Origin of the sequence: Amycolatopsis sp. FDAARGOS 1241 (assembly GCF_016889705.1) — a bacterium.
Taxonomy (GTDB): Bacteria; Actinomycetota; Actinomycetes; order Mycobacteriales; family Pseudonocardiaceae; genus Amycolatopsis.
The window spans coordinates 4,923,286-4,948,712 of the sequence record NZ_CP069526.1; the positions used below are offsets into that span (position 1 = coordinate 4,923,286).

A 25,427-nucleotide genomic window follows, 5' to 3' on the forward strand; every position below is an offset into this window, starting at 1 on the left:
TCGAGATGTCATCCTCATCACCATTGCTGTTGGACGTGGATCTGCAGCTCGGCAGGGTGCCGATGCTGCGAGCCGGCGCGACCGGTGACGCACCGAGCTGGGCGAGCGAGCACCGCGATGCCTTGCGTGCCGTCGTCGCCGAGCACGGGGCGGTCCTGATCCGCGGTCTCGGCCTGCGCGATGCGGCCGAGGTCGCCGCGGTGTTCCGCGGGCTGGCCACCGCGGGCCTGATGACCGAGAGGGAGGCGTTCGCGGAGCGGCAGACCTACGCCGAGGGTGTGTACTCCTCGTCGAAATGGCCACCGAACCAGCCGATGTGCATGCACCACGAACTGAGCTACCGGCTCGAGTTTCCCGGTCTGATGCTGTTCGCGTGCCTGTCCGCGCCCACCAAGGGAGGGGCAACCGGTGTGGCGGACTCGACGGCCGTGCTCGACGCGCTGCCCGGTGACCTCGTCGAACGGCTCGAGCGGGAAGGCTGGACGCTCGTCCGCAACTACAACGAGGAGATCGGCGCGACACTCGCCCAGGCATTCGGCACCGAGGACCGCGACGCGGTCGAGAGCTACTGCCGCGCAAATGCCATCGAGTTCGAGTGGCAACCCGATGGAGGGCTGCGCACCTGGCAGCGCCGCAGCGCGGTGGTGCGGCACCCGATCACCGGTCGGCGCTGCTGGTTCAATCAGATCGCTTTCCTCAACGAGTGGACGCTCGACCCCGAGGTGCGCGAGTTCCTGATCGACACCTACGGCGCCGAGGGGCTGCCGTTCACCACCCGCTTCGGCGGCGGCGATCCGATCGGCGATGACGTCGTGCAGCTGCTCAACGAGGTGTACGAGGCCAAAACCGTGCGGGAGCCCTGGCAGGCGGGCGATCTGATGCTCGTCGACAACATCCGCAGCGCACACAGCAGGGAGCCTTTCTCCGGACCGCGCGAAGTCCTGGTCGGGATGGCTGACCCGGTCCGCCTGACGGACTGCTCGCCGACCGTCGAGGTCGGCCTCGGATGACCACGTCGCCCGTGCGGCTGTTCGCGGTCATCTCCGGTGCCCACCACCGACATCCATCCACCGTCGCCCGTTATGTCCTCAACAGACGATTCGGTGTGCGTCGAGGAGGCGGGCACGGTCCGCGCCTGTCACCGGCTGGCCAGGCACGGTTCCTCTTCGGATCCGGCTGATGCGCAACGCGTCGTGGGCGACTTCCGGTGTCCGGAGCCAGGGCGATCCCGGCCCGGTCCTCTGAGCCCAGCCGGCGCAGGACAGGGGTGGGACTCCTCGGCTGCCAGGCGAAAGGAACAGAAAGGAATATTCCGAGATGATCATGAGGTTGCCGGACCTCGTTGCCAGGTCCGCCCAACGCGCCCCCGACGCGCCCGCCCTGACCGCGCGAACGACCACGATCTCCTACGCGGACCTGCACGAGCGGACGGAGCGAGCGGCCACCGGCCTGCGCGATCTCGGGCTCGACGCTGGTGAGCGCGTCGCGGTCTTCCTCGACAAGAGGATCGAGACAGTCGTGGCACTGTTCGCCTGCTCGCGGGCCGGTGGCGTGTTCATCCCGGTGAACCCCGTGCTGCGAGCGAGGCAAGTGAGGCACATCCTGGATGACTGCGCCGTGCGGGTCCTGGTGACGTCCACGGATCGGCTGCGGGCCCTGCGCACCGAGCTCGCCGCCTGCAAGTCACTCGCCCACGTCCTCGTGCTGGGCGATTCGCCCGGCGACGACAAGGAAACCCCTTACCGCATACATGCCTGGGCAGAGGTCGCCGAGCGCGCAACCCAGGCGGTGTGTCCTCCCACGGGTGGCGTCGACACGGATGTGGCCGCGATCCTCTACACGTCGGGGAGCACCGGGGCCCCGAAGGGCGTCGTGCTGTCGCACCGCAACCTGGTCGTCGGCGCGGAGAGCGTCAGCACCTACCTGAACAACACGGCGGAAGACCGGATCCTGGCGGTTCTCCCGCTGAGCTTCGACGCCGGCCTGAGCCAGTTGACGACTGGCTTTTACGTAGGTGCCAACGTGGTGCTCGCCGACTACCTGCTACCGGGAGATGTCGTCCGGCTGTGCGCGGAGCACCGCATCAGCGGGCTGGTCGGCGTACCGCCTTTGTGGATCCAGCTCGCGGCCCAGACGTGGCCGGCCGAGGCCGTAGCCGGGATGCGCTACTTCGCGAACACCGGAGGGCGCCTGCCGCGCGTCACCCTGCAACAACTGCGAACGATCTTCCCGGCCGCGGCGCCGTACCTGATGTACGGCCTCACAGAGGCGTTCCGCTCCACCTACCTCGATCCGACGGAGGTCGACCGGCGACCGGATTCGATCGGCCAGGCGATCCCGAACGCCGAGATCCTCGTAGTCCGGGAGGACGGCGGCCTGTGTGGTCCGGGTGAGCCGGGTGAACTGGTGCACCGAGGTCCGCTCGTCACCTTGGGCTATTGGAATGACGCGCAGCGAACGGCCGAGCGGTTCCGGCCGCCGCCGAACCGTCCGGTCGAGCTGTGTACGCCTGAGCTGGCGGTCTGGTCCGGCGACGTCGTCGTCCGCGACGAGGAGGGGTTCCTGTACTTCGTCGGACGGCGAGACGACATGATCAAGACATCGGGGTATCGGGTCAGCCCCCAAGAGATCGAAGAAGTGGCCTACGAGACTGGACTGGTCCACGATGCCGTAGCGGTCGGTCTCGAGGACGAGACACTCGGCCACCGGGTTGTCCTCGTCGTGACCCCCCGCGAGCCCGCCGGGTTCGATCCGGCCGCGGTGACCGCGCGCCTGCGGCAGGAACTGCCCGGCTACATGGTGCCCGCCGAGGTGATGGTGCGCAGCGCCCTGCCCCAATCGCCGAACGGCAAGTTCGACCGGGCAATCCTTCGCCGTGAGCTCGCCGCCGCCCGCCGTCAGGAGCCCACATGACCGCAGTCACCCACGCGCGCCCAACGCCGACGGCATGCTCCACAGTGGCAGCCACCCGCTCGAGTTGCTCGCTGAGCGCGCCGGTGCCATCGGGTGCTTGCATCGACTGGACCCGCTCGCACTTGATGTCTGATCTCCCGCGTGCCGAGATCGGCGACCTCATGGCGGTCTTTCCGGCCGGCGCCTACCGAATTACGCCATTCCCACAGCGTTCCTCGGCCATCCGACATCGAGGGAACCGTTGGCAGCTCGCAGGCCGCCGGGCCTGTACGACCGATGAGGAGAATCCGCATGCCTCGCTCGCCAGAGATCTCGCACGCGATTTTCGAGGATGTCAAGGCCGTCGTGGTGGTCACCCTGGACCTCGAAGACCAGGCCGATGACCTCGGGCCGGAGACGGGCCTCTACGGCAATCTTCCTGAGCTCGATTCGCTCACCGTCGTCAAGCTCATCGTCGCCTTGAAGAAACGGTTCGCGATCGAGATCGAGCTCGACGAGATCGGCGGCGACATCTTCGACACACTCGGGCGGCTCGCGGCCTTTGTGGAGTCCAAAGTGTACATTGAGCCGCTCGGCGGAGTCAGCCACTAGAGACGCGCCCGGGCCTGACGTCCACCGACCCGCCTCTCGCGGCGGTTCATCGAGCCTTGGTCGAGAAGGGGAGAAGGCATGCCCACCAAGACCGTCGAGACCGTCCAGAAGCTAGAGGAGTCCCGGACGGTGAGACTGCCGGCCTGGCTCCCCGAGTTCCGCGCAGCCGACGTGCGGCTGCTACCGCGGTCCCGAAGCAGGCGCGCCACGAGGTGAGCACGGCGCTGGACCCCGCCCATTCAGATCTGCCGCCGCCGCGGCAGATCATTTACTTCGCGGCGTGGGGCTGACCGCGGTGGAGCTGATCGAGCGACCGGTGGCCGTCGCGATCGGCGTGGGACGGCGGTGGCCGGGCGCTGCGGTGAGGCCTGGCCCGCAAGCCAGAAGAGCGGAGCGCGCCGGAGAAACCGGCCGCAAAGCAGCACGCGCCCGGTCTGGGTTGAGCTTGCCGGCCGGCCCGAGACCGCCGGAGCACGCCGCCCGACCAAGCGCGCCGCAGAGAGACCGGTCGACGGTATCCGGGCAGCCCGAGGTAGCGGGGCGCACCGCCTGCCGGCCGAGCGCACCCCAACACAGCCACCTCAGGTGCCGAAGCCCGAGGTCGCGGCCAAGCACGAACCCGCGCCCGTGGACCGGGAAGCGCCGGCGAAGCCGGAACCTCGCCTGTGCAACGAGAATCGCCGGCGGAGCCCACACCGGCGACGTTGCAGCCGGCGGCACCGACCACTCAACGCAGGACCGTGTGAGTCAAAATAGTGGCCAAGACGCCAACTCGCGCACCTGCCTCGAGTGCGGTGCCACGCATGGACCTCGTCCAGATTGATCCGCCAGAGTCAGCCGCCGATGCGATGGACCGGGGACCGGTTCAGTCGCGCCGGTGCCGTCCGGTGCGGAAGAGCTGCCGCGGCGGATGGACGGGCCGGCCCTCGGCCAGATGCCGGGGCACGCCGGGATCGGTCAGCTCGCCGATGAGATCGGCGACCGCCACGTATCGGGTCGTTGTGGGCTCAGGCGACCCGGCGTCCACGAGCGGAACCCAAGCGCGCTCCGGATCTGCGGCGTCCACGCAGGACCCCGCGACCACGCCAGTGCGGACCACCACCCCGTCGCCGTCTGCCTCCCGTTCGAGGTACGCCAGGTGCCGTCCCACCGGGTAGTCCACCACTCTCACCTTGACCGCGGCTCGCAGTTCGACGTCGTCGGCCATCGCCGCCCCTCCTGATGAACTCCGGGAGAACGACCGCCGGGTCCGGGGCGGCACAAGACTCGGCAGGCGACTCTACCGGGAAACCTGACGAAAACACCCGGATTCCCCCGAACAGCGGACAGACCATCGTCCGAAGTAGAGGGTGCGCGACACCGGAATCCCTAGCCGGCGGGCCAGGCCTCCGGCGGATCGCCGAACGCCCCGGCGCCGAAACCGGCGAATCCACTGTGGCAGGCCGATCGCACGACAGGGCCACCCGGATTCGCCTCATCGCGGGTTCGGGCGTCAGCCACCGGGTGGTGCGGCATAGAGGATGTCGGTGGCGCGGACCAGGTTCACGGGTGCGTCCGGCGCCGTGTCACGTTGCCGGACCGGTACCCAGGTGGTGCTGGTGTGCTCGTCGCGCAGGCTGCGGCCCGCGATCGTGCCGGTGCGCTCCTGCCACTCTGGAAATGCTCCCGCCCGGCGCCCACCGGCCGGCCCGCGAACGCGACAGAGGTAGCGCACCTGCCACCCCGGTGGATAACCACCGGCGTGACGGGTGGGCCACTCGGCCTTCGTGCTGTGGCTGTCCGGGCCTCGACGAGCCCGATCGTGTACCGGCTGATCGTGCGGACCATCGTCCATCGCCACGAATCGTCACCCCGATCGCATGCGGGATTCACCGAACGACCGCCGCGGTCCAGGGCGGAAGTGAACAGCGTACACTCGCTCGCGGCCCGCGGTCGTTCCTCCGCTCGGGTGTTCTCAGGCACCAATGGGCTCGATTCCATGACGAACGGAACCCGCTTCGCGTCCTCGCCGACGGCCGACCGGTGACATCCGTCCCCTTCCCAGACGGCACCACGGGTGAGGCGTTCTCAGCGACGAACCTCGCCGCGGCGCACCCGGCTGGGTCCGCACCGCCAGGTTGCCGAGCCGCAGGTCCCGCGGCTGCGACCCGGGCACGATCACCTACTCGCTGATCGAAGACCGGCCCAGCCTGGTCTGGGCTGCCAACCTCGAGCTGCGCGTCCGTCGCTGGACCGTCGGTCCCGGACTGAGCTGGCCCATAACTGCAGGCTCAAGTTCGCCCATGGCCTGCGGCTCCGGTACCGAATTCGGTGGCAAACGCCCGCGCACCGCCGCGGGGAGCTGTGGAACGGTCCGCGATCTCGTCGCGGGTACATCGGACGAGAGGGGGCCGGGCAACCGCCGATCCAGCCGCACCTGTCGAGCGAATGCGTCGCAGGCACCTGGAGAAGCCGTGGGGCCGACTTCCGGGCGGCGACGAGCTGCCGGCCTCGGTTCGCGCGTACGGCAGCCCGCACCGGCCCGCCCTGGGGTGCCTCCGCACCTCAGGCCTTACCGAGCGCACCACCACCGGGCAGTTCGCGTGGTGCGGCAGATCCCGGCTCGTGGACCCGAGCACCAGCCCGGCGAAACCACGGCGGCCGCGGCGCCGACGACGAGCAGCTGCGCGCTGTGGCCCAACGCGAGCAGGCCGGTGGCGGCTTGTCGTGTTTCGACTTGGCTTCGACGTGGACGTCGGGGTGCATGCCCGTCAGGCCCGGCACGCTGCCGAGGACACCGCCGTGCAGCGGGGCGATCCGTCGCAGGATGTCCAAGGTGGACAGTCCGCCTGCGACGAGCACGCCACAGATCACGCGCAGACCGCAGTGGTCAGCAGAGCGAGCAGGAGCTCGCTGCGCCGGAACCGGCGGAACTCGGGGACATCGACGAGCTACGTGGCCGCGAAGACCACGAGAGCGCCGAGGGCCGCCTTCGGGAACTCCGCCAGCAGTGGCCGTGCGAACAGGACGATGACCACCGCTGTGCCCAAGGCGAACGATGAGTACAGCCGAGTTCGCCTGCCCGCAGCCGAGCCGAGCGCGTTCCGGCTGCCGCTGCTGCTAACGGCGAAGCCCTGCAGGAGCCCGGAGGACACGGTTAGGGGGCGACCGCACGCAGTTCCTGGTCCGCGTCGATCTCTTCGCCTCCCCCGGGCGCGAACGCGCGCGGTGAGGACGTTGTCCGACAACGCGACGATAGCGATGCCGAGTGCCGGGGGAACCAACTGCCCGACCTCAACGGGGACCCCCGGCAACGCTGGTGGCAGCCCGGCGGGCACCGCTCCCACCACCCCGATGCCCTGCAACCCGGCCGCCGCAACGACCCGGTGGCCCCCACCATCGCCCCAACGGTCCCGGCAGCCACGGCGCGATCCGTTGCAGCACGAACGGCACGACCAAGCCACCGCCGGCCAGTGCACGAGTCCGAGGTGGCTGACGAACGACTCGAGTTCGCCGGCGAACCCATCGCCGCGTACGGGAGACCGGTGACGTTGCCGAGCTGACCCACGACCATGAGCACGGCGATCCCGCCGTGCAGCCGGTGAGGACCAGGCTCGACAGCGGCTCGGCGAGCAGCACTCCCCACCGCGCGGGCGAGGCCACCTGCAAAGCACCGCGAGCGGGGCGGCCAGCATCGCGTAGCAGGCTGGATCGCCGGCGACGAACAGCGCGAGCACCGCGGTCATCGGCGCGATCGTCGACTCCGGCCCGACCGACGACCGGCTCGACGAACCGAAAACGGCGTACCCGGCCGGGCCGATCGCCGCCCGCAGGCCGGTCGCCGGGGCAGGGGGTCCACTTCTGCGCAGGCCATCACCTTCGGCACGGCCGGCCCGGCCGTCACCATCGCAGCGGACGACGACGTGGTGCGGGCCGCGCAGCTGATGGAGTCCCACCACGTGCACCGCCTACCGGTCGTGAGGGACCCATGTCATTGTATTCATCATGCATGACGGCGCCAAGTCCACAAAGGAACGGATGGCTTCGTGACTCGGGTTCCAGGTCGTCCCACCTAGTTCGCCGGGTTGACCACGCGCGCCACCGCCGGCAACTCCCACCACCGAGCCACGACGTCCACCGTGTCACCTTCGGACTCGCACAGCTCTCGCTCGATGAGCACGCCGCGCGTGGCCGACCCGGATTTCGGCGGAAGAGGAGTCTGCACCGATTCGAGTTCCGGTCATGACACCACCATCGCCCGGCGCACATCCAGACGGCCGGAGAACAACGGGTCCGGCGCGGGAAGCAGGATGTCGCAGCGCCGCAACGTCCGGCCGGCGTTCCGGCGCGTCCGTTCGCCCTGACGACGAAGCCGGTTCGGCTCTCATCACGCGGCGGCGTCCGGCGAAGGCTGGGACGGAGGGCGGCACAAGGAGGTCGTGATGGAGCTGGTCCGCATCCGGCCCGTCCTCGTTCTGCCGGCCCTGCGCGTACTGGGTCTCCTGGACACCGCCGGCGTCGCGGAGTTCGGCGCCGCGGCCGGGCGGTGGCGGCCACTCCCGGTCATCGGGCTGGGACTCACGGCGATGTGGTCGCAGCGACGGTCTCCTTCGGCCAGGTCACCCTCCTCGGGCTCGTGCTGCTCGCACGGCAGCTGCTTGGACCCCACAAGACGTTGTCCTGGCCTGCGCAGCTGCTCGTCGCGGGCGTGGTGGTCCTCGCCGGCCCTGTGACCACACCGAACCCAGCCGCAGCCGCGCATCGAATCCCTCGCTCTGCTCGGCGGGGCCAAGACCGGAGACCGCTCCGAACACTGCGCCCACGCCGTCGTCTCCGCCGGCCCCGGCGACTAGACCCCCGACCTGCGCGGCGTCGAGGTGCTGGTGCCCGAAGACCGGCGCGTCCAGGTCGGCGGACTGCCGATCATGAGCGAAATTCCCGGCCCGGCGGGACGGCAAGCCGCGGGTTGGACGTTTCCGAATCCCCGGTGACCGAGCGCGATCGCGGTACGCAGCAAAGCGATCCAGGAGTGTTGCTCTGAAAGTTCGCGGCGGATGCGAGTAGCGATGTTCCGAACGGGAGGTTCACGACTGCGCGGCTCCGGGCGGTGGGCTTCCGCGCGAAGTCGCGATGAACCGGCCGAACTCCCTCACGATCAGCGATCGTGGGCTGACCTGGAAGACAACTGCGCGGCGCGGTCGCCGGAATTGTCGGGGCCGGAACCTACCATGGCGGCACATCCGAGGGAGGTGTGCGATGCGGGACGCGGTGCTCGAAGCAGCGAGGTTCCTCGCGGCCGGACGCATGCGGCGGCTCACGCTCGAGGACGTGGCCGACCACGTCCGGTACAGCCCGTTTCACCTGGCGCGCGCGTTCGAGCGGCAGGTCGGCCTGCCGCCGGGCAAGTTCCTCGCCGCGCAACGGTTCCAGCTCGCCAAGGAGCTGCTACTGGACACCGGCGAAAAGGTCGTCGACATCTGCCACGAGGTCGGGTTCTCCGCGCCCGGCACGTTCACGACGCGGTTCACCGCGGCGGTCGGGGTGAGCCCGCACCGGTTCCGGCGGCTGCCCGACCTGCTCGCCGACTACCCACCGGCCCCGGTCCGGGTGCCCGGTCCGGACTGCGCGGGCGGAGCGGTCACCGGCCGCGCGCTGCTGAGCCCGGCCGCGCTCGCCGCACTGGACGGTGGCCCCGCGGTCTACGTCGGGCTGTTCGCCAAATCGGCGGCGCGCGGTCTCCCGGTCAGCGGCGCGCTTCTCGGGCCTGACCTGGAGTTCGCGCTCACCGACGTGCCGGCCGGCACTTACCGGCTGCTCGCGTGCGCCCTGCCGGCGGCCGCCGATCCGCGCGGGCAGCTCGCGCCGAGCGTGCAGGCGGTCGGCTCGGCTCCGCGGCCGGTGCGGATCCGGCCTGGCCCGGTGCCGCTGCGCCAGGACGTCCAGCTGGACCTTGCACCGTCGTGGTCGCCTCCGGTGCTGGTCGCACTGCCTCCGTTGGCCTCGGCAGGAGCGCAAGAATGGAGAAGCGGCTCCCGTCCCGCACGGATACGTTGAGCGGGTCAGGGGACGTCGGCAGGGAGCAGGCATGCCTGGAGTTCGAGTACTGGTCGGCACACGCAAGGGCGCATTCATCCTCACCTCGGACGAGGACCGCACGCACTGGGAGGTGGACGGCCCGCACTTCGGCGGATGGGAGGTCTACCACGTCGCGGGTTCGCCCGCGGACCCCGACCGGCTGTACGCGTCGCAGTCCACGTCGTGGTTCGGGCAGCTGATGCAGCGCTCCGACGACGGCGGCAAGACCTGGCACCAGGTCGACCACGACTTCGCCTACGAGGGCGGTGCCGGCGAGCACCTCTGGTACGACGGCACGCCCAAGCCGTGGGAGTTCACCCGGATCTGGCACCTGGAACCTTCGCTCACCGATCCGGACACGGTGTACGCGGGAGCGCAAGACGCTGCCCTGTACCGCAGCACTGACGGCGGGAAGAGCTGGCGGGAGCTCACCGGGCTGCGCACGCACACGTCCGCACCGGGCTGGCAGCCGGGCGCGGGCGGTTTGTGCCTGCACACGATCATCCTCGACCCGCGGAACTCGGAACGGATGTTCGCCGCGATCTCCGCGGCCGGCACATTCCGCAGCGATGACAGCGGCGAAACCTGGCAGCCGATCAACCGCGGGCTGCACTCCGACGGCATCCCGGACCCGGACGCCGAGGTCGGGCATTGCGTGCACCGGATCGCACTGCACCCGTCGCGGCCGGACGTGCTGTTCATGCAGAAACACTGGGACGTGATGCGCTCGGACGACGCGGGCGAGCACTGGCGGGAGATCAGCGGCAACCTGCCGAGCGACTTCGGGTTCCCGATCGCGGTGCACCCACACGAACCGGAAACGGTGTACGTGGTCCCGATCCACAGCGATTCCGAGCACTACCCACCCGAGGGCAAGCTGCGCGTGTATCGCAGCCGCACCGGCGGTGACGAATGGGAGCCACTCACCAACGGCCTGCCGCAGCAGGACTGCTACGTGAACGTCCTGCGCGAGGCGATGGCTGTCGACTCCCTCGACGACGCAGGCATCTACTTCGGCACCACAGGCGGGCAGGTCTACGCGTCCCGCAACGCGGGCGAGAACTGGACCCCGATCGTGCGCGACCTGCCCGCGGTGTACTCGGTCGAGGTGCAGACCCTGCGATGACGACCGTCGTCCGCGTCAAACTGCCCACGCACCTGCGCCGCCTGGCGAAGGTCGAGGGCGAAATCCAGCTGCCGGTCGACGACCCGCCGACGCGCGAGACCCTGCTGGACGCGTTGGAACGCGCCTACCCCCAACTGCGCGGCACCGTCCGCGACACGACCACCGGCAAGCGCCGCGCGTTCGTCCGGTTCTTCGCCTGCGAGGAAGACCTGTCCAACACTGCCCCGGACACCGAACTGCCCGCGCCGGTGCAGTCAGGAGCCGAACCGTTCCTGATCATCGGTGCCATGGCGGGCGGCTGACCACGAACCACCACGACGGGGAGAGTCTCCTGGCCTCGGTGCGACCCGGGGGCGCACCGAGGCCAGGGCTCTTTCGAGTTCTCTCCAGCACGGTGTGCGCATACATCCGCGCATGCGGTTCCGGGCACCGCGGCGGCCGAAGTCCACTCCGGACGCGCCGGTGCCCGAATACGCGCAACGATCCGCTGATCCTCCGCGCCGTTGAACTCGACGGCAACCGGGGACGTGGTGACGATGCGGCGCAGTCCGGAGGATCAGGTCGCATCCGCAAAGCCGAACGAGCCCGGACTGGCCTTCCGATCAACGGCCGTGGAGCAGATCTGGAGCACCACCACGGATTCGGCGACAGCCCACACATCGAACCTCACCCCATTGCCACCAACCGCACCCGGCGACCGGCGGTTCTCCTTGACCGCAGGGCAGATCGTTGATCTGACCTCACTGCAATGAGGGCGTCAAAGACGCTTGACTTTGCATATCCATGAGCACCAGCAATAGGGCGCTGTACACGTACGTGGAGCCTCTCTACTGCTGCGCTGCTCGGGCGAACGTCACCGAGGTCACCGTCGTGCGGCCGTGACAGGCGCATCCGTTCAGCATGGCTCCACCCCCGCCGCGCCTACCTCCGGCGTCGCCGTCAACCGGGTCTGCGAGGCTACCCACATGCCGTTGCTGGTCAAGCTGATGACGGCGGGCTTGGCATCACCATCGTCGCGCACCCGGTTGCCGAGAAGTCCGGTCTGCCGTTCGCTCGGATCGAGCAACCGGGGTCCAGCCGGGACGGCGGCCGGGTTACGCCGGCCGACGGTGGGCTGCGGGAAACATTGACTAGTGGTCTGTGTTTGAAGTGGTCTGACGGTTGGACTTCTTGAGGATCTCGTCGGCGGTTTTGGTCCAGATGAAGGGGTGGCAGCGTTCGTTCCAGCCGTCGATGAAGGCGCGGATCTTGGCGTTGAGGTCGTGGACGGAGCGGAAGCTGCCGCGGCGGATGGTTTGGCGTTCGATGATGCCGAACCAGACCTCGACCAGGTTGAGCCAGGAGCCTGAGGTTGGTGTGAAATGGACGTGGATTCGCGGGTTCGCCGCGAGCCAGTCGCGGATCTCGGGACGCTTGTGCGTGGCGTAGTTGTCCATCACCAGGTGTAGCTCGTCGTCGGGGTAGGCGCGGGCGAGCTGTTTGAGGAATACCAGGAACTCCTGGTGCCGGTGCCGCGGTTTGACTGCGCCAGTGACCTTGCCGGTGGCGATTTCCAGCGCGGCGAACAGGGTGGTGGTGCCGTGCCGGACATAGTCGTGGGTGCGCCGCTCGACCTGTCCAGGTTGCATCGGCAGCATTGGCTGGGTCCGGTCCAACGCTTGGACCTGGGACTTCTCGTCGACACAGAGCACGATCGCGTTCTCCGGCGGCGCCAGATACAACCCCACCACGTCGGTGACCTTGGCGACCAGCTCTGGGTCGGTGGAGAACTTGAACGTCTCGCTCCGCCAAGGCTGCACCCCGTAGTCCCGCCACGCGCGGGCCACCGTGCCGTTGCTGATCCGCAGCCGGGCGGCCAGCAGCCGGCTCGACCAGTGCGTCACGCCGAGCTTCTTCGGCGGCGGCTTCAGCGTGGCCGCAACGATCTCTCGATGGTCCACCAGCCGGGGCCGCCCCGAGCGCGCCTCGTCGTGCAGGCCGTCGATCCCACCACCCTCATAACGTTCCCGCCAGCCGATCACGGTCGGCCGCGACACCCCGACCCGTTCGGCGATCACACTGTTCGCCACACCCTCGGCGGCCAGCAGCACGATCCGCGCCCGCTGCGCCAGGCCCGCCCGCACCGACGAACTCCTGGTCAACGACAGCAACCGCTCACGATCACCATCACGACGAGACAGCGCGGCAGCCGGTCGATTCGCCATACCGCATTCTGACACCCACCCAACCGTCAAACAACTAACGACACGCGACACTAGTGGGCCGCGCTGCGGTCGCTGGACGCGGTGTGGACGGTGGACGAGAACTATCTGGTGAGCCGCGAGAACTGGCTGGACGAGCTGCCAGACGTGGGCTGGGCGCGATTCGCCGGGCGCCGCATCAACGAGGATCCGCTGATGACCCATCTCGGTCGTCTCGGGCGGTCCTGCCAGCGTCCGCGCCGTGAAACGGGACTGGAGCTGATCGCGCAGTGGACGCTGGTCGAGGACGGCTGGCGGCTACTGGGCACCAAGACCGGATTCACTCTGGTGCTCAAGTACTTCGAGATCGAGGGTGAGTTCCCGCGCGACGGCGAACAGTTCCCACCGGCCGCGGTGGAGTTCGCGGCCGATTCGGTGAAGCTGGACCAGTTCCGGGAGCAGGCCGACGAAGTGGCCCGGTTGACGCGGGCTGTTCGCCGGGTGGTGTCGGTAGGGCACCACAACTGAGCGGATGGCTGCCGGGTGTGCCCACCTAGGGGACGTTTGCCGCGTGCCCCTGGCTACATCCGCGGCCTCTTGGCGGGCGTTCGGCGCGTCGGGTCAGAGTTCCGTCGCGGCTTCCCGCAGGTACGCCTCGAGCCGGCTGATCGGCGCGGTCACGCCTCTGGTATCGAGCCGGCAGGTGTAGAGACGACGGACGACCGTGGGCTCCCGCATCGGGAGAACCACCACGCTCGGAGGAGCGTCCAACAGCAACAACCGCGGCAGCAACGCGACGCCGAGGCCCGCCGCGACGAGATTGAGTGCGGTGCGGAAATCCATGCCATCGAAGTCCAGACGATGTCCGCTCCCCCGGACGCCGGCGACGGGTGACGCTGCCAAGTCGCGGACGTCGACCGCGGTGTTGATCCACGCGTCCGACGGCAGGTCAGCCGGGGTGACACTGTCGGCCCCCGCCAAGGGATGACCGGCGGGAAGGACGACCATGATCGGATCGTCCATGAGGTGCTCTTGCCTGAGCCCGGCGGGCACCGGCTCGGGAGCGTGTTCGTAGTCGAACGTGATGGCCAGGTCGATCTCGCCCCGGAACAGCAGCGCATGCGTTTCGCGCTGCTCAAGTTCACGCAGTGCGATGTGAACTTCCGGACGGGCCGCGTGCAGGCGTGCGAGGGCAGGAGGGACGATCGAGGCTGCCGCCGAGATGAACGCGCCGAGCCGGACCTCGCCGACGGTGCCCTCCGCGAGCGCCGCGAGCTCGGTGGCGGCGCGACTCATCGACACGCTGATCGCGGCCTCGGTGTCGAGAAGGACCTGCCCGGCCTCGGTCGCACGGACGGGCCGCCGGACCACGACTCGCGCACCGACCCGCCGTTCCAGTTCCGCAACCTGCTGCGAGACCGCGGACTGGGTGTAGCCCAGCTCCTCCGCGGCAGCGGCGAACGAGCCGAGCCGGACGACGGCCGCAAGGGTCACCAGGTGCCGCGGATCGAACAGCCAAGTCATGAAGTTAAGATTAGCTTATCGGCCAAGAAGAGATCATTGCTTGTGCTAATCCTGAGGCGGGGTGACGCTGAACGCATGGACTTCACGCACTTCGACACCACCATCGACAAACTCCCCCGACGTCGGGTCGGGTTCTACCCCACTCCGTTCCACGCCTTGCCCAATCTGTCGGCGGCCTACGGGATCAACGTCTTCATGAAGCGCGAGGACCTGGCAGGACCCAGTGCGATCAGCGGAAGCAAGATGCGCCTGGCCGAGTTCATCCTCGGGCGGGCCATCGAGGACGGGGTGACGCACGTGATCACCCAGGGCGCGTACCTGACCAACTCGGGGCTGCAGTTCGCCGCTGCCTGCCGGAGCGCACGGATCACGCCGATTCTGGTTCTGACGCGGAACGTGTCCCGGCATGGTGAACTCGGCGAGTTCCGCGGCAACTACCTGCTCAACAAGACAATGGGAGTGGAGACCCACGTCGTCAACGTCAGCGGCAGCCCGGAGGAGGCCGCGCGGATCACCGACACCATCGCGAACCGGAAGGCCGAACTCGAAGCGCAGGGGCACAAGGTCCTCGTCGTCGGCGCCGGCGGTGCGCACCCCGACGGCTTCATCGCGCACGCCCTGACGTTCCGGGAGATGCTGGAGCAGTCCGACGCCGCGGGAGCCGACCTCGACTTCGTCTACCACACGATCGGTACCGGAACCGCGCTGCCGGGGATGCTGGCAGCCAAGCTGAGCCTGGGCCACCCGGTGAAGTTCCGGTCGATCTCCATCCTGAAGTACAACGACGAAGACTGGATGAACCCCGGCGTGATCGTCGAACGGACCAAGGCCGTTCTGGCCACCTTGGGCGCGCCCGTGCCCGACGACGCGACGATCCGCGCGGAGATCGACGTCGACCAGCGCTTCATCGGTGAGGACTACGCCGTCGCGTCTCCCGAAAGCTCGGCAGCCATCTGCGAGCTGGCCCGAGCAGAGGGCGTCTTCGTCGGCCCCGTCTACACCGGCAAGGGACTCGCGGGATTGCTCGACCACGCCCGCAGCGGGCGGATCCCCGCCGGCAGCAACGTCGCCTTCCTGCACACCGGAGACACCGGCAACCTGTTCGAAATCCCCCAAGTCGTCGGCCACATCACCGATTGAACCGGCAGCTCATCAGCACGATCACCCCGAGCGGCAAGGAAAACCCAGCCGGGCAACCACCTCTCGCCGGCTACACGCTGGGGCTACACACCAGCGACGAACACCTCGCCCTGGTGGTGCGAGTCCGGCGAAGGTCATTCAAGCCAAGCGACTGGCATTCGACCGGTACAGCACGGCTACGGGCTGATCCGGGCAGACTCTGGGCCCGCCCCACGATCTCCCGCACCGACAGGTCCGCCCGCGAGTGCGTGGGCTGCCTCCGGGTCGGAAGTGTCGGCGCAGGGTGGATGAGCTGCCGGCCGCGCGGGCGAAGCCCGCGGAGCACAAGCTGCGGCTGCTGGAGTGGATCCCGGTGGTGGCCACCGCCGAGTCGATCGCGGTCGGCGAAGTCGGTGGCCGGCGGCGCCGCGGGATGGGCATGGACGGGTCGCGCGCAGCCGATCACCAGCGCCAGGAATACTGCGGCCCACCCTCACCAACGGAGTGGCCACCACAGCACGAGGCTGAGAGCCCTGGCGACGGCCGCGTCGGCCGGCTGGGGAAGGCTGTCGTGCCGGGCCGTGCGACGTCGCCGAGGAGTGCGATGCCGAACACGACCAGCGAGCCCACGCTCAGCCGGGCCAGCCAGTGCACGGGCACGAGGCGCAGGAGCGGCGGCTCGGCGAGCGCGAAGACCAGCCCGGGTACGCCGAGCCTGACGCGGAACACCGGCTGCGCGGACCGCAGCTGTGCGGCCGGCTGCGGCGGTGAGATCGCGGTCGGCAGCAGCGTGGACTGGTCCACCCGTTGGCGCACTGGGTGCACGGTGTCCGGCGGGTGCGGGCCGCACGCCACGCACGACACGGCACCGGATACACCCGAACCACCGCGCTGCTCGGAGACTCCCGCCGGCGCGCGGGTTCGCCGGATGGCTCCCGCTGCCGCGGGTGGGGGAACCGCGCTATTGCCGGGGCATGCTCGACGCCGCCGCGCGCCTCGCGCCGGAGGACGGCCGGTTACTGCGCGAAAGGCGGGACGCGCAGTAACCGGCCTCTCACGAGATCTTGTCGAGGCGGGGACGGGATAGGCATTGAACACCCCGTGTCCATGCCGATGGTTCAGGGCTGAGCTGCCCGATATCACCTTCGCCTGCTGTCTGACCGGGCCACTGTCCCGCTCCGTGGTGGCTGATCACGTGGTGCGCGGGCTTACGGTGGGGCGCATGCGGGTGGTCGTGGATGGTGAAGCGATGCAGGACGCGCACGGCTTCATGGCGAAGCTGCGCGAGTCAGCGCCGGTGTGCCCGGCTTCGGAGGCCCGCCAGGCGGCGGCTGTCCTCGTCACCCGTTACGAGGACGTGCGCGCCCTCGTCGGCGACGGCCGCGTCCGCCACGACGTCCGATCGAAGGCCGAGCGGGAGGCCGCGGCCGAGCGGCGAGAGCTCACGCCCCGCGAAGAGCTGATGCACCGGGCACTGGGCATCAGCATGATCTACCGCGACCCGCCCGACCACACGCGGCTGCGCAGGCTGGTCAACCGGGCCTTCACCCCGCGCGCGGTCGAACGGCTCCGCCCGCGGCTCTCCGCGGTGATCGACGAGCTGATCGACGCGTTCGCCCCAGGCCTGCCGGTGGATCTGGTGGCCGAGTTCGCTGTGCCGCTGACCACCTTTGCGATCTGCGAGTTGCTCGGCATCCCGCAGGACGAACGCGGCGCGTTCTGGGGCTGGGCGCAGGAGATCAACGACGCCGAGCTTGGCGACGGGTACTACGAGGCGCTCACCGAAGCCGTCGAGTACCTCAGCGCGCTGATCGAACGCAAGCGGGCGAACTCCGGGGACGACTTGCTCTCCGAACTCATCGCTGTGTCCGATGAGGACGGTGATCGGCTGAGCGCGGACGAGCTGGTCGCCACTTCGCTGCTGCTGTTGATCGCCGGGCACGACACGTCGGTGCATCTGATCGCCAACGCAGTGCTGTGCCTGCTGACCGCGCCCGACCAGCTCGCTGCGTTGCGCGCCGATCCTTCGTTGGTGGACAACGCCGTCGAAGAGGTGCTGCGGTACGAGTCCCCGGTGAACATCCTGCCGTCGCGGTTCGCGGGCTCGGCGATCGAGCTGGCCGGTGGGACCATTCCGGAGGGTGAGATGGTGCTGCTGTCGGTGCTGTCGGCCAACCGCGACGAGTCGGTGTTCCCGGACCCGGACCGGTTCGACATCACCCGGTCGGCCGCCGGTCACCTGGCCTTCGGGCACGGCATCCACTACTGCCCGGGCGCGCCACTGGCCCGGATGGAAGGTCGGCTCGCCGTGGCCGCCTTGATCACGCGGTTTCCGCACCTGCGGCTCGCCGTCCCGGCCGACGAGGTCCGGTGGCGCGACAGCACGTTGATGCACGGCCCGGAAAGCCTGCCCGTCCACACCGGGAAGTGATGGCTCTGCTGTGAGTCCCGCGCAATTCGGCAGAGTCCCGTGCGCTCCCGGCCACTCACCCAGCCCGGGGTCATACCCTGGCGCCGGCGAATGACTGATGAGGCGAGCCGGCCGTGGCCCACGTAGTAGGTCGTGATGCTCCCGCCGCCGGCGTCAGCGGCGCGTGGCTGAGTGCGGCGACGTGAAGCATGATCTACGGCTACCTCCACAAGCAAACCCCGCTCGGTAGCCGCTGATCAAAGCTCGGCGTTGTTTTCGGCGCGTACTACCGGGATGCCACGTCGGCATCTCGCACGCCAGCGGGCCCGTGTCCGGTGTTCGGTCAGCCGTCGTAGAAGGGTTTTCGGCCAACGGGTTCTGCGTGTGCGTTGCGGAAGGATGGCTCGGACAAGGCCGCGCGGCGCAGGTGTTCGGCGAGTGCGTCGGCCGCCGTCGACGCGGCACCGTCCGTGTCAGCCCAGGCCAGTAAGTGGTGGCGGCGGGACCAGGGGTCCTGCAGTTCGCACACGTCGAGGGACTGGCCGGGGTCGATGGCGCGACGTGGCACGACGGCAAGCCCGACGCCGGCGGCCACGAGGGAGACGAGGACGCTCAGGTTGGCGACGGTGGTGCGGTGGCGCACCACCGGGGCGTGGGGCCCCAGGTGCTTCTCGATCCAGCGCCGCAGCGAGGAGCCGGCGTCGAGGCCGACGAGCGGGTGCTCGGCAACCTCGCTGTAGGTGAGCGCAGTCCGTCCGGCAAGAATTCCTCCGGCCTGGCCGATCACGACGAGGGAGTCGTCGCCGAGGGGCTCCACGCGCAGTCCGCAGCCGCCGGCCTCGTCATCGAGGACGACCCCCAAATCGGCCTCGCCGTCGGCGAGCATCCGCACTGTCCGCGGAGTTCGGCTCTCGGACACGGTGACATCGATGTCCGGGTGGGCGCCGAGGAACGAGATCAGGGCTTGCGGCACGAGCCGGTGCATCGCGGAGCCCCCGCCCAGCAGGACCAGTGGAGCGGTCGGAGACCGGGTGTAGCTCGCGACGGCGTTTTCGAGCCGGACGGTCTGGTCGAGTACGTCGCGTGCGTGGCGGGCCAGGGTCGTCCCCGCCGGCGTGGGACGCACGCCCCGCCGACCGCGGACCAACAGTGCCACGCCGGCGTGGTGTTCCAGCGAGCGCACTCTGGCGCTGGCCGAGGGCAGGCTCAGGTGCATGCGCTGGGCGCCCGCCGTGATCGACCCCTCCGTGACGATATGGAGGAAGAGCCGCAGGTCGTCCAAGTCATAACGCATCCCCTCAGCCTAAGCCATAGCCTTAGGCTAGGTACGTTGACTCCGCATTGTGGAATCGCTGATCCGTGGCGATGCTCGGCGGGTGAGTGAGTCGTTTCTGATCTTGCTGGCCGGCGTCGCCGCCGGAGCTCTGAACGCCATCGGGGGCGGAGGAACCTTCGTCGCGCTGCCCGCGCTCGTCGCCGCCGGGATGCCGCCGGTGATGGCCAACGCGGTGTCGCGGATCGCCCTCGCACCCGGCGCCGTGGCCAGCGTGTGGGTGTACCGACGCGAGCTCACCCCCGTGGGCGCCACGTCCACGAAGGCGCTGACGGCAGTCAGCGTCATCGGCAGTGGAGTCGGTGCCGGCCTGGTGCTGGTGCTGCCTGGCGCGTCGTTCGACGCCGCGTCGCCGTGGCTGCTCGCTTTCGCCACGGCGACCCTCGCCTTCGGTCGCCACGTCTCCAGGGCCTTGAGCAGCGCGCTGGGCCGCTCGATTCGCATGAGTTCGCGAGCTGTCCTGCTCGCGCAGTTCTTCCTCGCTGTGTACGGCGGATACTTCGGCGGAGCCGTAGGCATCCTGACGGTGGCCCTCTGGAGCATCGGCCTCGCCCTTGACACGGCGGCCAGCAACCCGATGCGGGTCACCCAACTCGCGGCCATCTTTCTCACCTCGAGCGTGCTGTTCCTCATCGCCTCGGACGCACTGAGCGCTCCGCTCGCGCTCGCCGCCATGGTGGTCGGTGCGGTGGCCGGAGGCTTTGCCGGCGCCTACCTGGCCCGCCGTTTTCCCGCCTGGCTGCTGCGAGGCGTCCTGCTGGCCACCGCCGTGACCACGACCGTCCTGTATTTCCTGCGTGGCTGACGATTCGGGAATCCGCAGCGATCATCAGCACGCGCGGGAATTGAGGTGGACATGACCGAAAGTGGCTCAGGAGCCGCACCCTACGCGGACGCGGCGCGAGCGAGGCTGGTGATGGCCTATGAAGCATGCGAACTGGCCGACTTCGCGCGTTTCGCCGTCCCGATCGGCGAGCATGAGCTGAACCCCGACGGCACCACGCGTGCGCCAGGCCCGGAGCTGGCCCACGCCGCCCGAGTGCTCACCCTCGCCGTGCGGTTCTTCGAAGCCGCCGTCGTGTTCGAGCGTGTGGGCGGCGCCGATTGGCAGGTCATCGGCGACGTGCTGGAGGTGTCACCCGAGGCCGCTCGAGTGCGCTACGCGATGTCCGAGGCCAGCTTCTGGGAACTGCTCTCCCCCGAAGGGGCTCGCTCGACCGGGCCCGCCGGCGAGGTGACCAGCCTGCGGGCCCACATGGTCAGGGAACCGCTGGAATTTGCCCTCGACCTCGACGACTGGGTGCTGCGCCACAGGGATGAGAACGACCTCGGCACCACGCCAGTCTCCGGTGGCGTGGTCCGGAGGGATACTCAACGACGTACCGAGAAGCCTCCGGACTCACTGAGAAACTGAGGCGAGAGGCCTTCGGGCGGCACGTCGCCGCTGAGATTCCCTCCATGCGCAGCGGGCAACTGCCCGGGCCCATTGCCCCGCCCAGCTCACCGGTTCGTCCGGGGACACGCAATCTTCGCGGCCAAGATCCGCAGCCATACCTCACAACGGCCTGGCCCTGAGCACTCTCTCTGACGCGAACACCGCCCAGAACCGCCTGGTGTCAACAAAAGTGACAGTAACCCCGGTCCCCTGTTCCGCTCTTGCTGGACCCCGCTCTCCTCCCCGTTCGGGCGTGTCGAAAATGTCGCTACCAGCTGCGGCCATCTTCTCCGAGCCGGGCAGCGCTGCAGCCTCACCGGCAACGACCTCGCCACCGGAGCCAGCCTGGTCGAGGTCGGGGCGATCACCCCGACCGGCTTCAGCTTCGCGTCCCTGCCCGGGCACGCTGAAGGAGCCGGCCGGCTGATCACCTTCTCCTTCCGCACCAACCTGGCGACGCACCGGCTCTGCCTCACCGTCGCCGGTGCCGGCACCTGGACTCCGCCGATCTCTGGCAGGAGTACGCCATCAACCTGCTCCGCGGCATCCGCACCACGACTACCAGCCCCAGCACGCGGGTTTTCGTGCCCGCCGCCGGTGCGCCGGGTGAAGGCACCTCGAGAGCGCGGCGCCCGGCCCCGGCATCCGCCGCAGCTAGCCGGTGTCTGCACTCGAATCGGGCGGAACCGCCCGTGCCGCGACGGCCTCTAACTCCCCACCGCTCCACCATCGTCGCGCCGTCGTACACCCACCGAAAGAAGGCCCGTTATGTTCATGACCAGGGCACGTCTGCGTCTCACGCTCGGGATCGGCGTCGTCGCCGTACTGCCCGCGTGCGCCGCCACCCCGGGGCCGTCACCGGACAACCCGCAGGCGCCCGGATCGGCAGGACCTGCCGCGACCGCCGCCCCCGCCCCAACGGACAACTTCCAGGGCCACCTGGTGATCATCGCGTCCTGCGAGGACGGCACCACAGATCATCACGAGATCACCCTCACTGGATACGACCCGGCCACCTGGGCCGAGCGCGCGAGGCAGGTCTTCCGGATCCCGGCGGACGCCGCGCTCTCCGAAGGCCAGGACTCCGACATCTGCACCCGCTACGGCAGCGACGAGAACCTGTGGATGCGCGATCCCATCCCCGCACGGCAAGCCTTCAACACGGACTTCTCCCGGATGGCCGTACAGATTTACGACTCGGGTTCGACCCATGTGGGCTACGTCGACGGCGACGGCCACCTCGTCGACCTCACCGGGCCGGCGCAACAGGCCTACAGCTCCAGCGTGGAGGAGGACTCCCCGGTGTTCGACCCGAACGGGGGCACGCAGATCTGGTTCACGACGACGGCAGGGACAGACGGGTCGGCGGTCGTTTCCAGCCGTCCGGTCACCGGCGGCCCGGCCACCCGACGGGGCACGATCTCCACCAAAGGCGGTGGGCTGGTGCTCATCGGCTCCCCGGCCCAGCCGGTCGCCGCGGGCGACCACGCCGTGCTCAGTCCCGACGGCACACGATTCGCGCAGGCCGCAATGGCCTACAACTCGAGGGAAACGAGCCAGCCCGGCGGACTGGTGGTGTGGCGGCTGCCCACCGACCCGCCCCTCGACGGCCGCGGCGGCGCCGGCATCTACACCACCGCTCCCGCGGCACCCGAAGGCCTGCTCGGCTCCTGCACCCCGATCGGCTGGGCCGACACCAGCACGGTGATCTGCGACAACAGTGGCGAGTTCTACCGGGTCGCGCTGCCGGCAACGCCGGCCAACACCGTCGCCTTCAACCAGTCGGCGCTGTCGATCGCCAAGATACTGCCCGACACCGACCGCACCAACCAGGTCGGCGCCCTGTCCCCCGACGGCAAGACGATCATCTTCGAGTCCGGCGGCGACGATCAAGCTTTTCAGGTCGCCGCCGCGCCCGGCTCGCCCGTCCAGCAGCTTCCCGCCGCGGCGGCCGAGGCACTCGCGAAGGGCAACGTCATCGCCTGGCAATAAGGCACAGCGTCGCCTGGCCTCAGCGTGCGGTTCGCGGGAGACCCAGGCGCGGCGCTCGTCTGCGGCCGACTTTGTGAGAGTCCGCGCAATGACGTGGTTCTTCGCGGGCGAGACCGACGAGGATGCATATTCGGAGCTGCCCGGTCCTGCGTGGACGTTCATCGCCGTGTTGCGCGAGCGAGCCCGCACGTGGGGCTGGGCGAGCCCAACTACACCTTCGTGCGCTGTCCTGAGGAGACCGGTCCCCGCCCCTACCTGATGAGACTCGTGTTCGCGCGGCGCGCGAACACGGACGCCGAGTCGCGATCTCGTCCGGCGCGGACGCTGACCGGGCGACCGGCCCGCGCTGTGCTGCTGTTCGCGACCATGCCGCCGCTCACTGCGGCGCTCTCGGTGGACAACTCGCTCACGATGACCACTGAACTAGTGGCCTGTTTCGGAAGTCCTTTCGGTCAGGTTGGGCTGGTTGGCGGGGAGGGAACCGGCTGGCCAGCCAGGTGGTGAGGTCGCTGGCGATCTGATTGCGGTCGGTGTTGGTGGTTCGTGTGTTTTCCCGCTGGTCAGGGTGGTGGAGTTCGACCTCGTAGGTGCCGTCGTCGAGCAGCGACACGGAGGCGTACCAGCCCGCGTTCATGTCGGCGGGATTGACAGTGAGGAAGGTGTTGTCGGTGCGGGTGAGGTCGGCGATGAGCATGAAGAGGGCGTCTTCGGAGGGGTCGTCGATGTGGTCGCCGTTCTCGGTGTCGGCGATGTAGTAGTCGGCGGTCATTCCCGGGGCTCCCTCGGTGTGCGGATCAACGCGAGGCCAGGATCGCATGCCGATGGGGGTGCTGGTCAGAGCCACTCATTGATCGCGGCGACGGTGACCGTGACTTCGTAGCGAACGGCGAGTTTTTCGTAGCGGGTGGCCACGGCCCGGTTTCGTTTGAGCCGGTTGATGCCGCACTCCACCGCGTGGCGTTGCTTGTAGATCTCCTGGTCGAACACAGGACGACGACCACCGCGCCGACCCTGGTTCTTGCGGTTGCGGATCTGGTCGGCCTTCTCCGGGATCGTGCATCGAATCCCGCGTCGACGCAGGTAAGCACGGTTTGCGCGGGAGCCGTAGGCCTTGTCGGCCAACACACGATCCGGGCGAGTCCTCGGCCTGCCCGGACCGAACCGCAGCACGCTGATCCGGTCCAGTACCTGCTGGAAGTGCGGCGAGTCGCCTCGTTGCCCACCTGTGACCACCAGCGACAACGGCTTTTGTCCCTGTTCGGTGGCCAGGTGCAGCTTCGTGGTCCACCCACCGCGTGACCGACCGATCCCGTGATCGGCCGGCTCGATGTCGACTCCACCCGGCGATTCCCGCTGCAGATCCCCCTTTTCCGCGCGCCAGCCGCATGCTGGTGCGCGCGCATCACCGTGGAGTCCACGCTGACGTCCCAGGTGATCAACCCGCCCGCGTCGGCCAGGGCCTGCAGCCGGGCCAGGATCTGCTTCCATGTTCCGTCTCGCTGCCAACGCCGGAACAGTCCGTACACCGTTTGCCAGGGGCCGTACCGAGCTGGCAGGTCGCGCCACTGGATACCGGTACGCACCCGAAACCGGATCCCGTCGATGAGCTGCCGTTTCGAGTGCTTGGGTGGCCGCCCGAGCCCGCTGCCCTGAGGCAGCACCGCTTCCAGCCTCGCCCACTGCTCATCGGTCATATCGCCACGACCCACACAGAGATCGTTTCAAACCGAGATCAACTTCCAAACAGGCGCTAGTGGCCGAAACCGCCGCAGCTGTCCTGGTCCGTCTGTCGCGCGCGGCACGGATGGTCGTAGCGGCCTGGGCGCCGTCGGCCGAAAGCTCGTCGGCTCGACGGTGACCACGGTCATGAACCAGGCTCAGTGGCCAGTGACGATCGTGCGGGACCGCGACGGGACGGTGCCGACGGTCGGGTCGGTGGTCGTCGGCGTCGACGACAGCCCGATGCGCAGCGCCTGCCGGCCCAGCGGCTGACAGGAACCACACTCCGACCGCGAGGTGTTGCCGCCTGGTGCGCAACAACCCCGGGACGCGCTGCTCGAGGAGTCCGCGCACGCCCCACTGGTCGTCGTCGGCAGCCGCGGCCGAGGCGGATTCACGGGACTGCTGCTCGGATCGACCAGCCCGGCACTGGTCCGCCGCGCGGAGTGCCCCGTACTGGTCGTCCGCCCAGAACCCGCGGCATGACACGTGGCGATCCCGGATGGCGATCCGCCCGTGCGCGCTGGAGTCGAGCACCACGTGAGTAGCGGCTCGCGTCTTCGGCTGGCAACCACTTCCATTTGTTGCCAGCACGAGTAGCTGACGCTTGCGGAACATTTTCCTGTCGAGAACCCAGTGCCAATCGAGCCCCATATGGTTCCGCTGGGCGCCAAGGGGAAACCGGCCAGTCCCGCTGCGCAGCCCAGGACGCCTGCGACGCTGGACCCTCCGTTCGGCGTTCCGTGCCGGAAACGAGGCCGCCGCGCAAGCTGGGTTTGCCGACTCCAAGACAGACAGAGTTTCCACACTTGTGGTTTGTGCCACACGAACCCGCGCACCCAAGGCAGATGTAGTAGCCGGCCTGGATTTAAGCACCGACGGATCCTGCTCCACTGGAGTCCCTCTGACTTGGCGGTGAGGCCGCCAGGACAGCGGGGCGGTTCATACCGACGAAGAACGTCAAGGTGCCAACGGCGGCGTCGGACATGAAGGGCGACGAGCAGGATCACGGGAGCAAACTTTCCTTCCCA

The 25,427-nt window shown here is 69.0% G+C and carries 26 protein-coding genes and 1 pseudogene; 15 read left to right on the forward strand and 12 right to left on the reverse strand.

All coding sequences use genetic code 11. The features are described 5' to 3' along the window. Nucleotides 1–5: 5 nt before the first annotated feature. The 3 genes from I6J71_RS24220 (at nucleotide 6) to I6J71_RS24230 (ending at nucleotide 3,504) form a co-directional block, all read left to right on the forward strand. Nucleotides 6–1,010 carry a TauD/TfdA family dioxygenase gene (locus I6J71_RS24220; protein WP_204088955.1) on the forward strand — a complete coding sequence of 335 codons (1,005 nt, stop codon included), beginning with the start codon at nucleotides 6–8 and terminating at the stop codon, nucleotides 1,008–1,010. 313 nt (nucleotides 1,011–1,323) lie between these two features. Further along, on the forward strand, nucleotides 1,324–2,913 hold the full coding sequence (locus tag I6J71_RS24225; protein ID WP_204097217.1) for an acyl-CoA ligase (AMP-forming), exosortase A system-associated: 1,590 nt from the start codon (nucleotides 1,324–1,326) through the stop codon (nucleotides 2,911–2,913). Nucleotides 2,914–3,204: 291 nt separating this feature from the next. Continuing rightward, nucleotides 3,205–3,504 (forward strand): acyl carrier protein, encoded by a 300-nt coding sequence (locus I6J71_RS24230; protein WP_204088956.1) that lies wholly within the window; start codon nucleotides 3,205–3,207, stop codon nucleotides 3,502–3,504. 865 nt (nucleotides 3,505–4,369) lie between these two features. Here the strand turns inward: I6J71_RS24230 and I6J71_RS24235 are convergent. The 4 genes from I6J71_RS24235 to I6J71_RS48735 all read right to left on the reverse strand — a co-directional run bounded on the left by I6J71_RS24235 (nucleotide 4,370) and on the right by I6J71_RS48735 (nucleotide 7,229). Beyond that, entirely contained in the window at nucleotides 4,370–4,711 is a 342-nt protein-coding gene (locus I6J71_RS24235) for a hypothetical protein (RefSeq protein WP_204088957.1), read from the reverse strand. Between the two features lie 285 nt (nucleotides 4,712–4,996). Next, nucleotides 4,997–5,218 (reverse strand): hypothetical protein, encoded by a 222-nt coding sequence (locus tag I6J71_RS24240; RefSeq protein ID WP_204088958.1) that lies wholly within the window; start codon nucleotides 5,216–5,218, stop codon nucleotides 4,997–4,999. A gap of 556 nt (nucleotides 5,219–5,774) precedes the next feature. Further along, the gene (locus I6J71_RS51015) at nucleotides 5,775–6,122 is read right to left on the reverse strand and encodes a hypothetical protein (RefSeq protein ID WP_370541962.1); all 348 of its coding nucleotides are present in this window, start codon (nucleotides 6,120–6,122) and stop codon (nucleotides 5,775–5,777) included. Nucleotides 6,123–6,434: 312 nt separating this feature from the next. Continuing rightward, nucleotides 6,435–7,229: a SulP family inorganic anion transporter gene (locus I6J71_RS48735; RefSeq protein WP_370541963.1), complete on the reverse strand. Its 795-nt coding sequence runs from the start codon at nucleotides 7,227–7,229 to the stop codon at nucleotides 6,435–6,437. Nucleotides 7,230–7,409: 180 nt separating this feature from the next. On the opposite strand from I6J71_RS48735, the gene I6J71_RS48740 reads away from it, so the two are divergent. Then, a complete protein-coding gene (locus I6J71_RS48740; RefSeq protein WP_239155420.1) occupies nucleotides 7,410–7,496 on the forward strand; it encodes a hypothetical protein in 87 nt (28 codons plus the stop codon). Between the two features lie 59 nt (nucleotides 7,497–7,555). Here I6J71_RS48740 and I6J71_RS24260 read toward each other — a convergent pair whose 3' ends face one another. Continuing rightward, the gene (locus tag I6J71_RS24260) at nucleotides 7,556–7,708 is read right to left on the reverse strand and encodes a hypothetical protein (RefSeq protein WP_204088960.1); all 153 of its coding nucleotides are present in this window, start codon (nucleotides 7,706–7,708) and stop codon (nucleotides 7,556–7,558) included. A 1,031-nt stretch (nucleotides 7,709–8,739) separates the two neighbouring features. On the opposite strand from I6J71_RS24260, the gene I6J71_RS24265 reads away from it, so the two are divergent. The 3 genes from I6J71_RS24265 to I6J71_RS24275 are packed head-to-tail and all read left to right on the forward strand — an operon-like array spanning nucleotide 8,740 to nucleotide 10,986. Beyond that, the gene (locus tag I6J71_RS24265) at nucleotides 8,740–9,537 is read left to right on the forward strand and encodes a helix-turn-helix transcriptional regulator (protein ID WP_204088961.1); all 798 of its coding nucleotides are present in this window, start codon (nucleotides 8,740–8,742) and stop codon (nucleotides 9,535–9,537) included. A 31-nt stretch (nucleotides 9,538–9,568) separates the two neighbouring features. Then, complete coding sequence (locus tag I6J71_RS24270) at nucleotides 9,569–10,684, forward strand: sialidase family protein (protein WP_204088962.1); 1,116 nt, start codon at nucleotides 9,569–9,571, stop codon at nucleotides 10,682–10,684. Next, the gene (locus I6J71_RS24275; RefSeq protein ID WP_204088963.1) at nucleotides 10,681–10,986 is read left to right on the forward strand and encodes a MoaD/ThiS family protein; all 306 of its coding nucleotides are present in this window, start codon (nucleotides 10,681–10,683) and stop codon (nucleotides 10,984–10,986) included. Before I6J71_RS24270 ends, I6J71_RS24275 begins: the two co-directional genes overlap by 4 nt. Nucleotides 10,987–11,814: 828 nt before the next feature. Here I6J71_RS24275 and I6J71_RS24280 read toward each other — a convergent pair. Continuing rightward, complete coding sequence (locus I6J71_RS24280) at nucleotides 11,815–12,888, reverse strand: IS630 family transposase (RefSeq protein ID WP_204088964.1); 1,074 nt, start codon at nucleotides 12,886–12,888, stop codon at nucleotides 11,815–11,817. 81 nt (nucleotides 12,889–12,969) lie between these two features. Here I6J71_RS24280 and I6J71_RS24285 point away from each other — a divergent pair, with 81 nt between their 5' ends. Then, nucleotides 12,970–13,392 carry a hypothetical protein gene (locus I6J71_RS24285; protein ID WP_204088965.1) on the forward strand — a complete coding sequence of 141 codons (423 nt, stop codon included), beginning with the start codon at nucleotides 12,970–12,972 and terminating at the stop codon, nucleotides 13,390–13,392. 93 nt (nucleotides 13,393–13,485) lie between these two features. Here the strand turns inward: I6J71_RS24285 and I6J71_RS24290 are convergent, their stop codons facing one another. Beyond that, nucleotides 13,486–14,235 carry a LysR substrate-binding domain-containing protein gene (locus I6J71_RS24290; RefSeq protein WP_239153877.1) on the reverse strand — a complete coding sequence of 250 codons (750 nt, stop codon included), beginning with the start codon at nucleotides 14,233–14,235 and terminating at the stop codon, nucleotides 13,486–13,488. Between the two features lie 21 nt (nucleotides 14,236–14,256). Then, nucleotides 14,257–14,388: pseudogene (locus I6J71_RS51020) on the reverse strand (LysR family transcriptional regulator); the annotation flags it as partial. Nucleotides 14,389–14,463: 75 nt separating this feature from the next. On the opposite strand from I6J71_RS51020, the gene I6J71_RS24295 reads away from it, so the two are divergent. After that, complete coding sequence (locus I6J71_RS24295) at nucleotides 14,464–15,528, forward strand: 1-aminocyclopropane-1-carboxylate deaminase/D-cysteine desulfhydrase (RefSeq protein ID WP_204088967.1); 1,065 nt, start codon at nucleotides 14,464–14,466, stop codon at nucleotides 15,526–15,528. A 441-nt stretch (nucleotides 15,529–15,969) separates the two neighbouring features. Here the strand turns inward: I6J71_RS24295 and I6J71_RS24300 are convergent, their stop codons facing one another. After that, the gene (locus I6J71_RS24300) at nucleotides 15,970–16,323 is read right to left on the reverse strand and encodes a hypothetical protein (RefSeq protein ID WP_204088968.1); all 354 of its coding nucleotides are present in this window, start codon (nucleotides 16,321–16,323) and stop codon (nucleotides 15,970–15,972) included. Between the two features lie 406 nt (nucleotides 16,324–16,729). Here I6J71_RS24300 and I6J71_RS24305 point away from each other — a divergent pair, with 406 nt between their 5' ends. Continuing rightward, nucleotides 16,730–17,938, forward strand: coding sequence for a cytochrome P450 (locus tag I6J71_RS24305; RefSeq protein ID WP_204088969.1), 1,209 nt, complete (start codon nucleotides 16,730–16,732; stop codon nucleotides 17,936–17,938). A gap of 322 nt (nucleotides 17,939–18,260) precedes the next feature. On the opposite strand, the gene I6J71_RS24310 is transcribed toward I6J71_RS24305, so the two are convergent. Continuing rightward, nucleotides 18,261–19,211, reverse strand: coding sequence for a LysR family transcriptional regulator (locus I6J71_RS24310; protein WP_204088970.1), 951 nt, complete (start codon nucleotides 19,209–19,211; stop codon nucleotides 18,261–18,263). A gap of 49 nt (nucleotides 19,212–19,260) precedes the next feature. Here I6J71_RS24310 and I6J71_RS24315 point away from each other — a divergent pair, with 49 nt between their 5' ends. From I6J71_RS24315 to I6J71_RS24325, 3 genes are all read left to right on the forward strand, one after another. Beyond that, on the forward strand, nucleotides 19,261–20,055 hold the full coding sequence (locus I6J71_RS24315; protein ID WP_239153878.1) for a sulfite exporter TauE/SafE family protein: 795 nt from the start codon (nucleotides 19,261–19,263) through the stop codon (nucleotides 20,053–20,055). A gap of 45 nt (nucleotides 20,056–20,100) precedes the next feature. Beyond that, nucleotides 20,101–20,664: a hypothetical protein gene (locus tag I6J71_RS24320; protein WP_204088971.1), complete on the forward strand. Its 564-nt coding sequence runs from the start codon at nucleotides 20,101–20,103 to the stop codon at nucleotides 20,662–20,664. A gap of 795 nt (nucleotides 20,665–21,459) precedes the next feature. Beyond that, nucleotides 21,460–22,677 carry a PD40 domain-containing protein gene (locus tag I6J71_RS24325; protein WP_204088972.1) on the forward strand — a complete coding sequence of 406 codons (1,218 nt, stop codon included), beginning with the start codon at nucleotides 21,460–21,462 and terminating at the stop codon, nucleotides 22,675–22,677. Nucleotides 22,678–23,083: 406 nt separating this feature from the next. Here I6J71_RS24325 and I6J71_RS24330 read toward each other — a convergent pair whose 3' ends face one another. Further along, nucleotides 23,084–23,446 carry a hypothetical protein gene (locus I6J71_RS24330; RefSeq protein ID WP_204088973.1) on the reverse strand — a complete coding sequence of 121 codons (363 nt, stop codon included), beginning with the start codon at nucleotides 23,444–23,446 and terminating at the stop codon, nucleotides 23,084–23,086. Between the two features lie 65 nt (nucleotides 23,447–23,511). Then, nucleotides 23,512–24,386 (reverse strand): IS5 family transposase gene (locus tag I6J71_RS24335; protein ID WP_204088974.1). Its coding sequence is split into 2 segments (ribosomal slippage): nucleotides 23,512–23,993 and nucleotides 23,993–24,386, totalling 876 coding nucleotides; the frame shifts between segments, so codons are not numbered across the junction. A 157-nt stretch (nucleotides 24,387–24,543) separates the two neighbouring features. On the opposite strand from I6J71_RS24335, the gene I6J71_RS49885 reads away from it, so the two are divergent. Together I6J71_RS49885 and I6J71_RS48745 are read left to right on the forward strand one after the other, a co-directional pair. After that, nucleotides 24,544–24,669, forward strand: a complete 126-nt coding sequence (locus tag I6J71_RS49885; protein ID WP_255569963.1) for a hypothetical protein — start codon at nucleotides 24,544–24,546, stop codon at nucleotides 24,667–24,669. A 24-nt stretch (nucleotides 24,670–24,693) separates the two neighbouring features. Next, on the forward strand, nucleotides 24,694–24,882 hold the full coding sequence (locus I6J71_RS48745) for a universal stress protein (protein ID WP_239153879.1): 189 nt from the start codon (nucleotides 24,694–24,696) through the stop codon (nucleotides 24,880–24,882). Nucleotides 24,883–25,427: the final 545 nt, after the last annotated feature.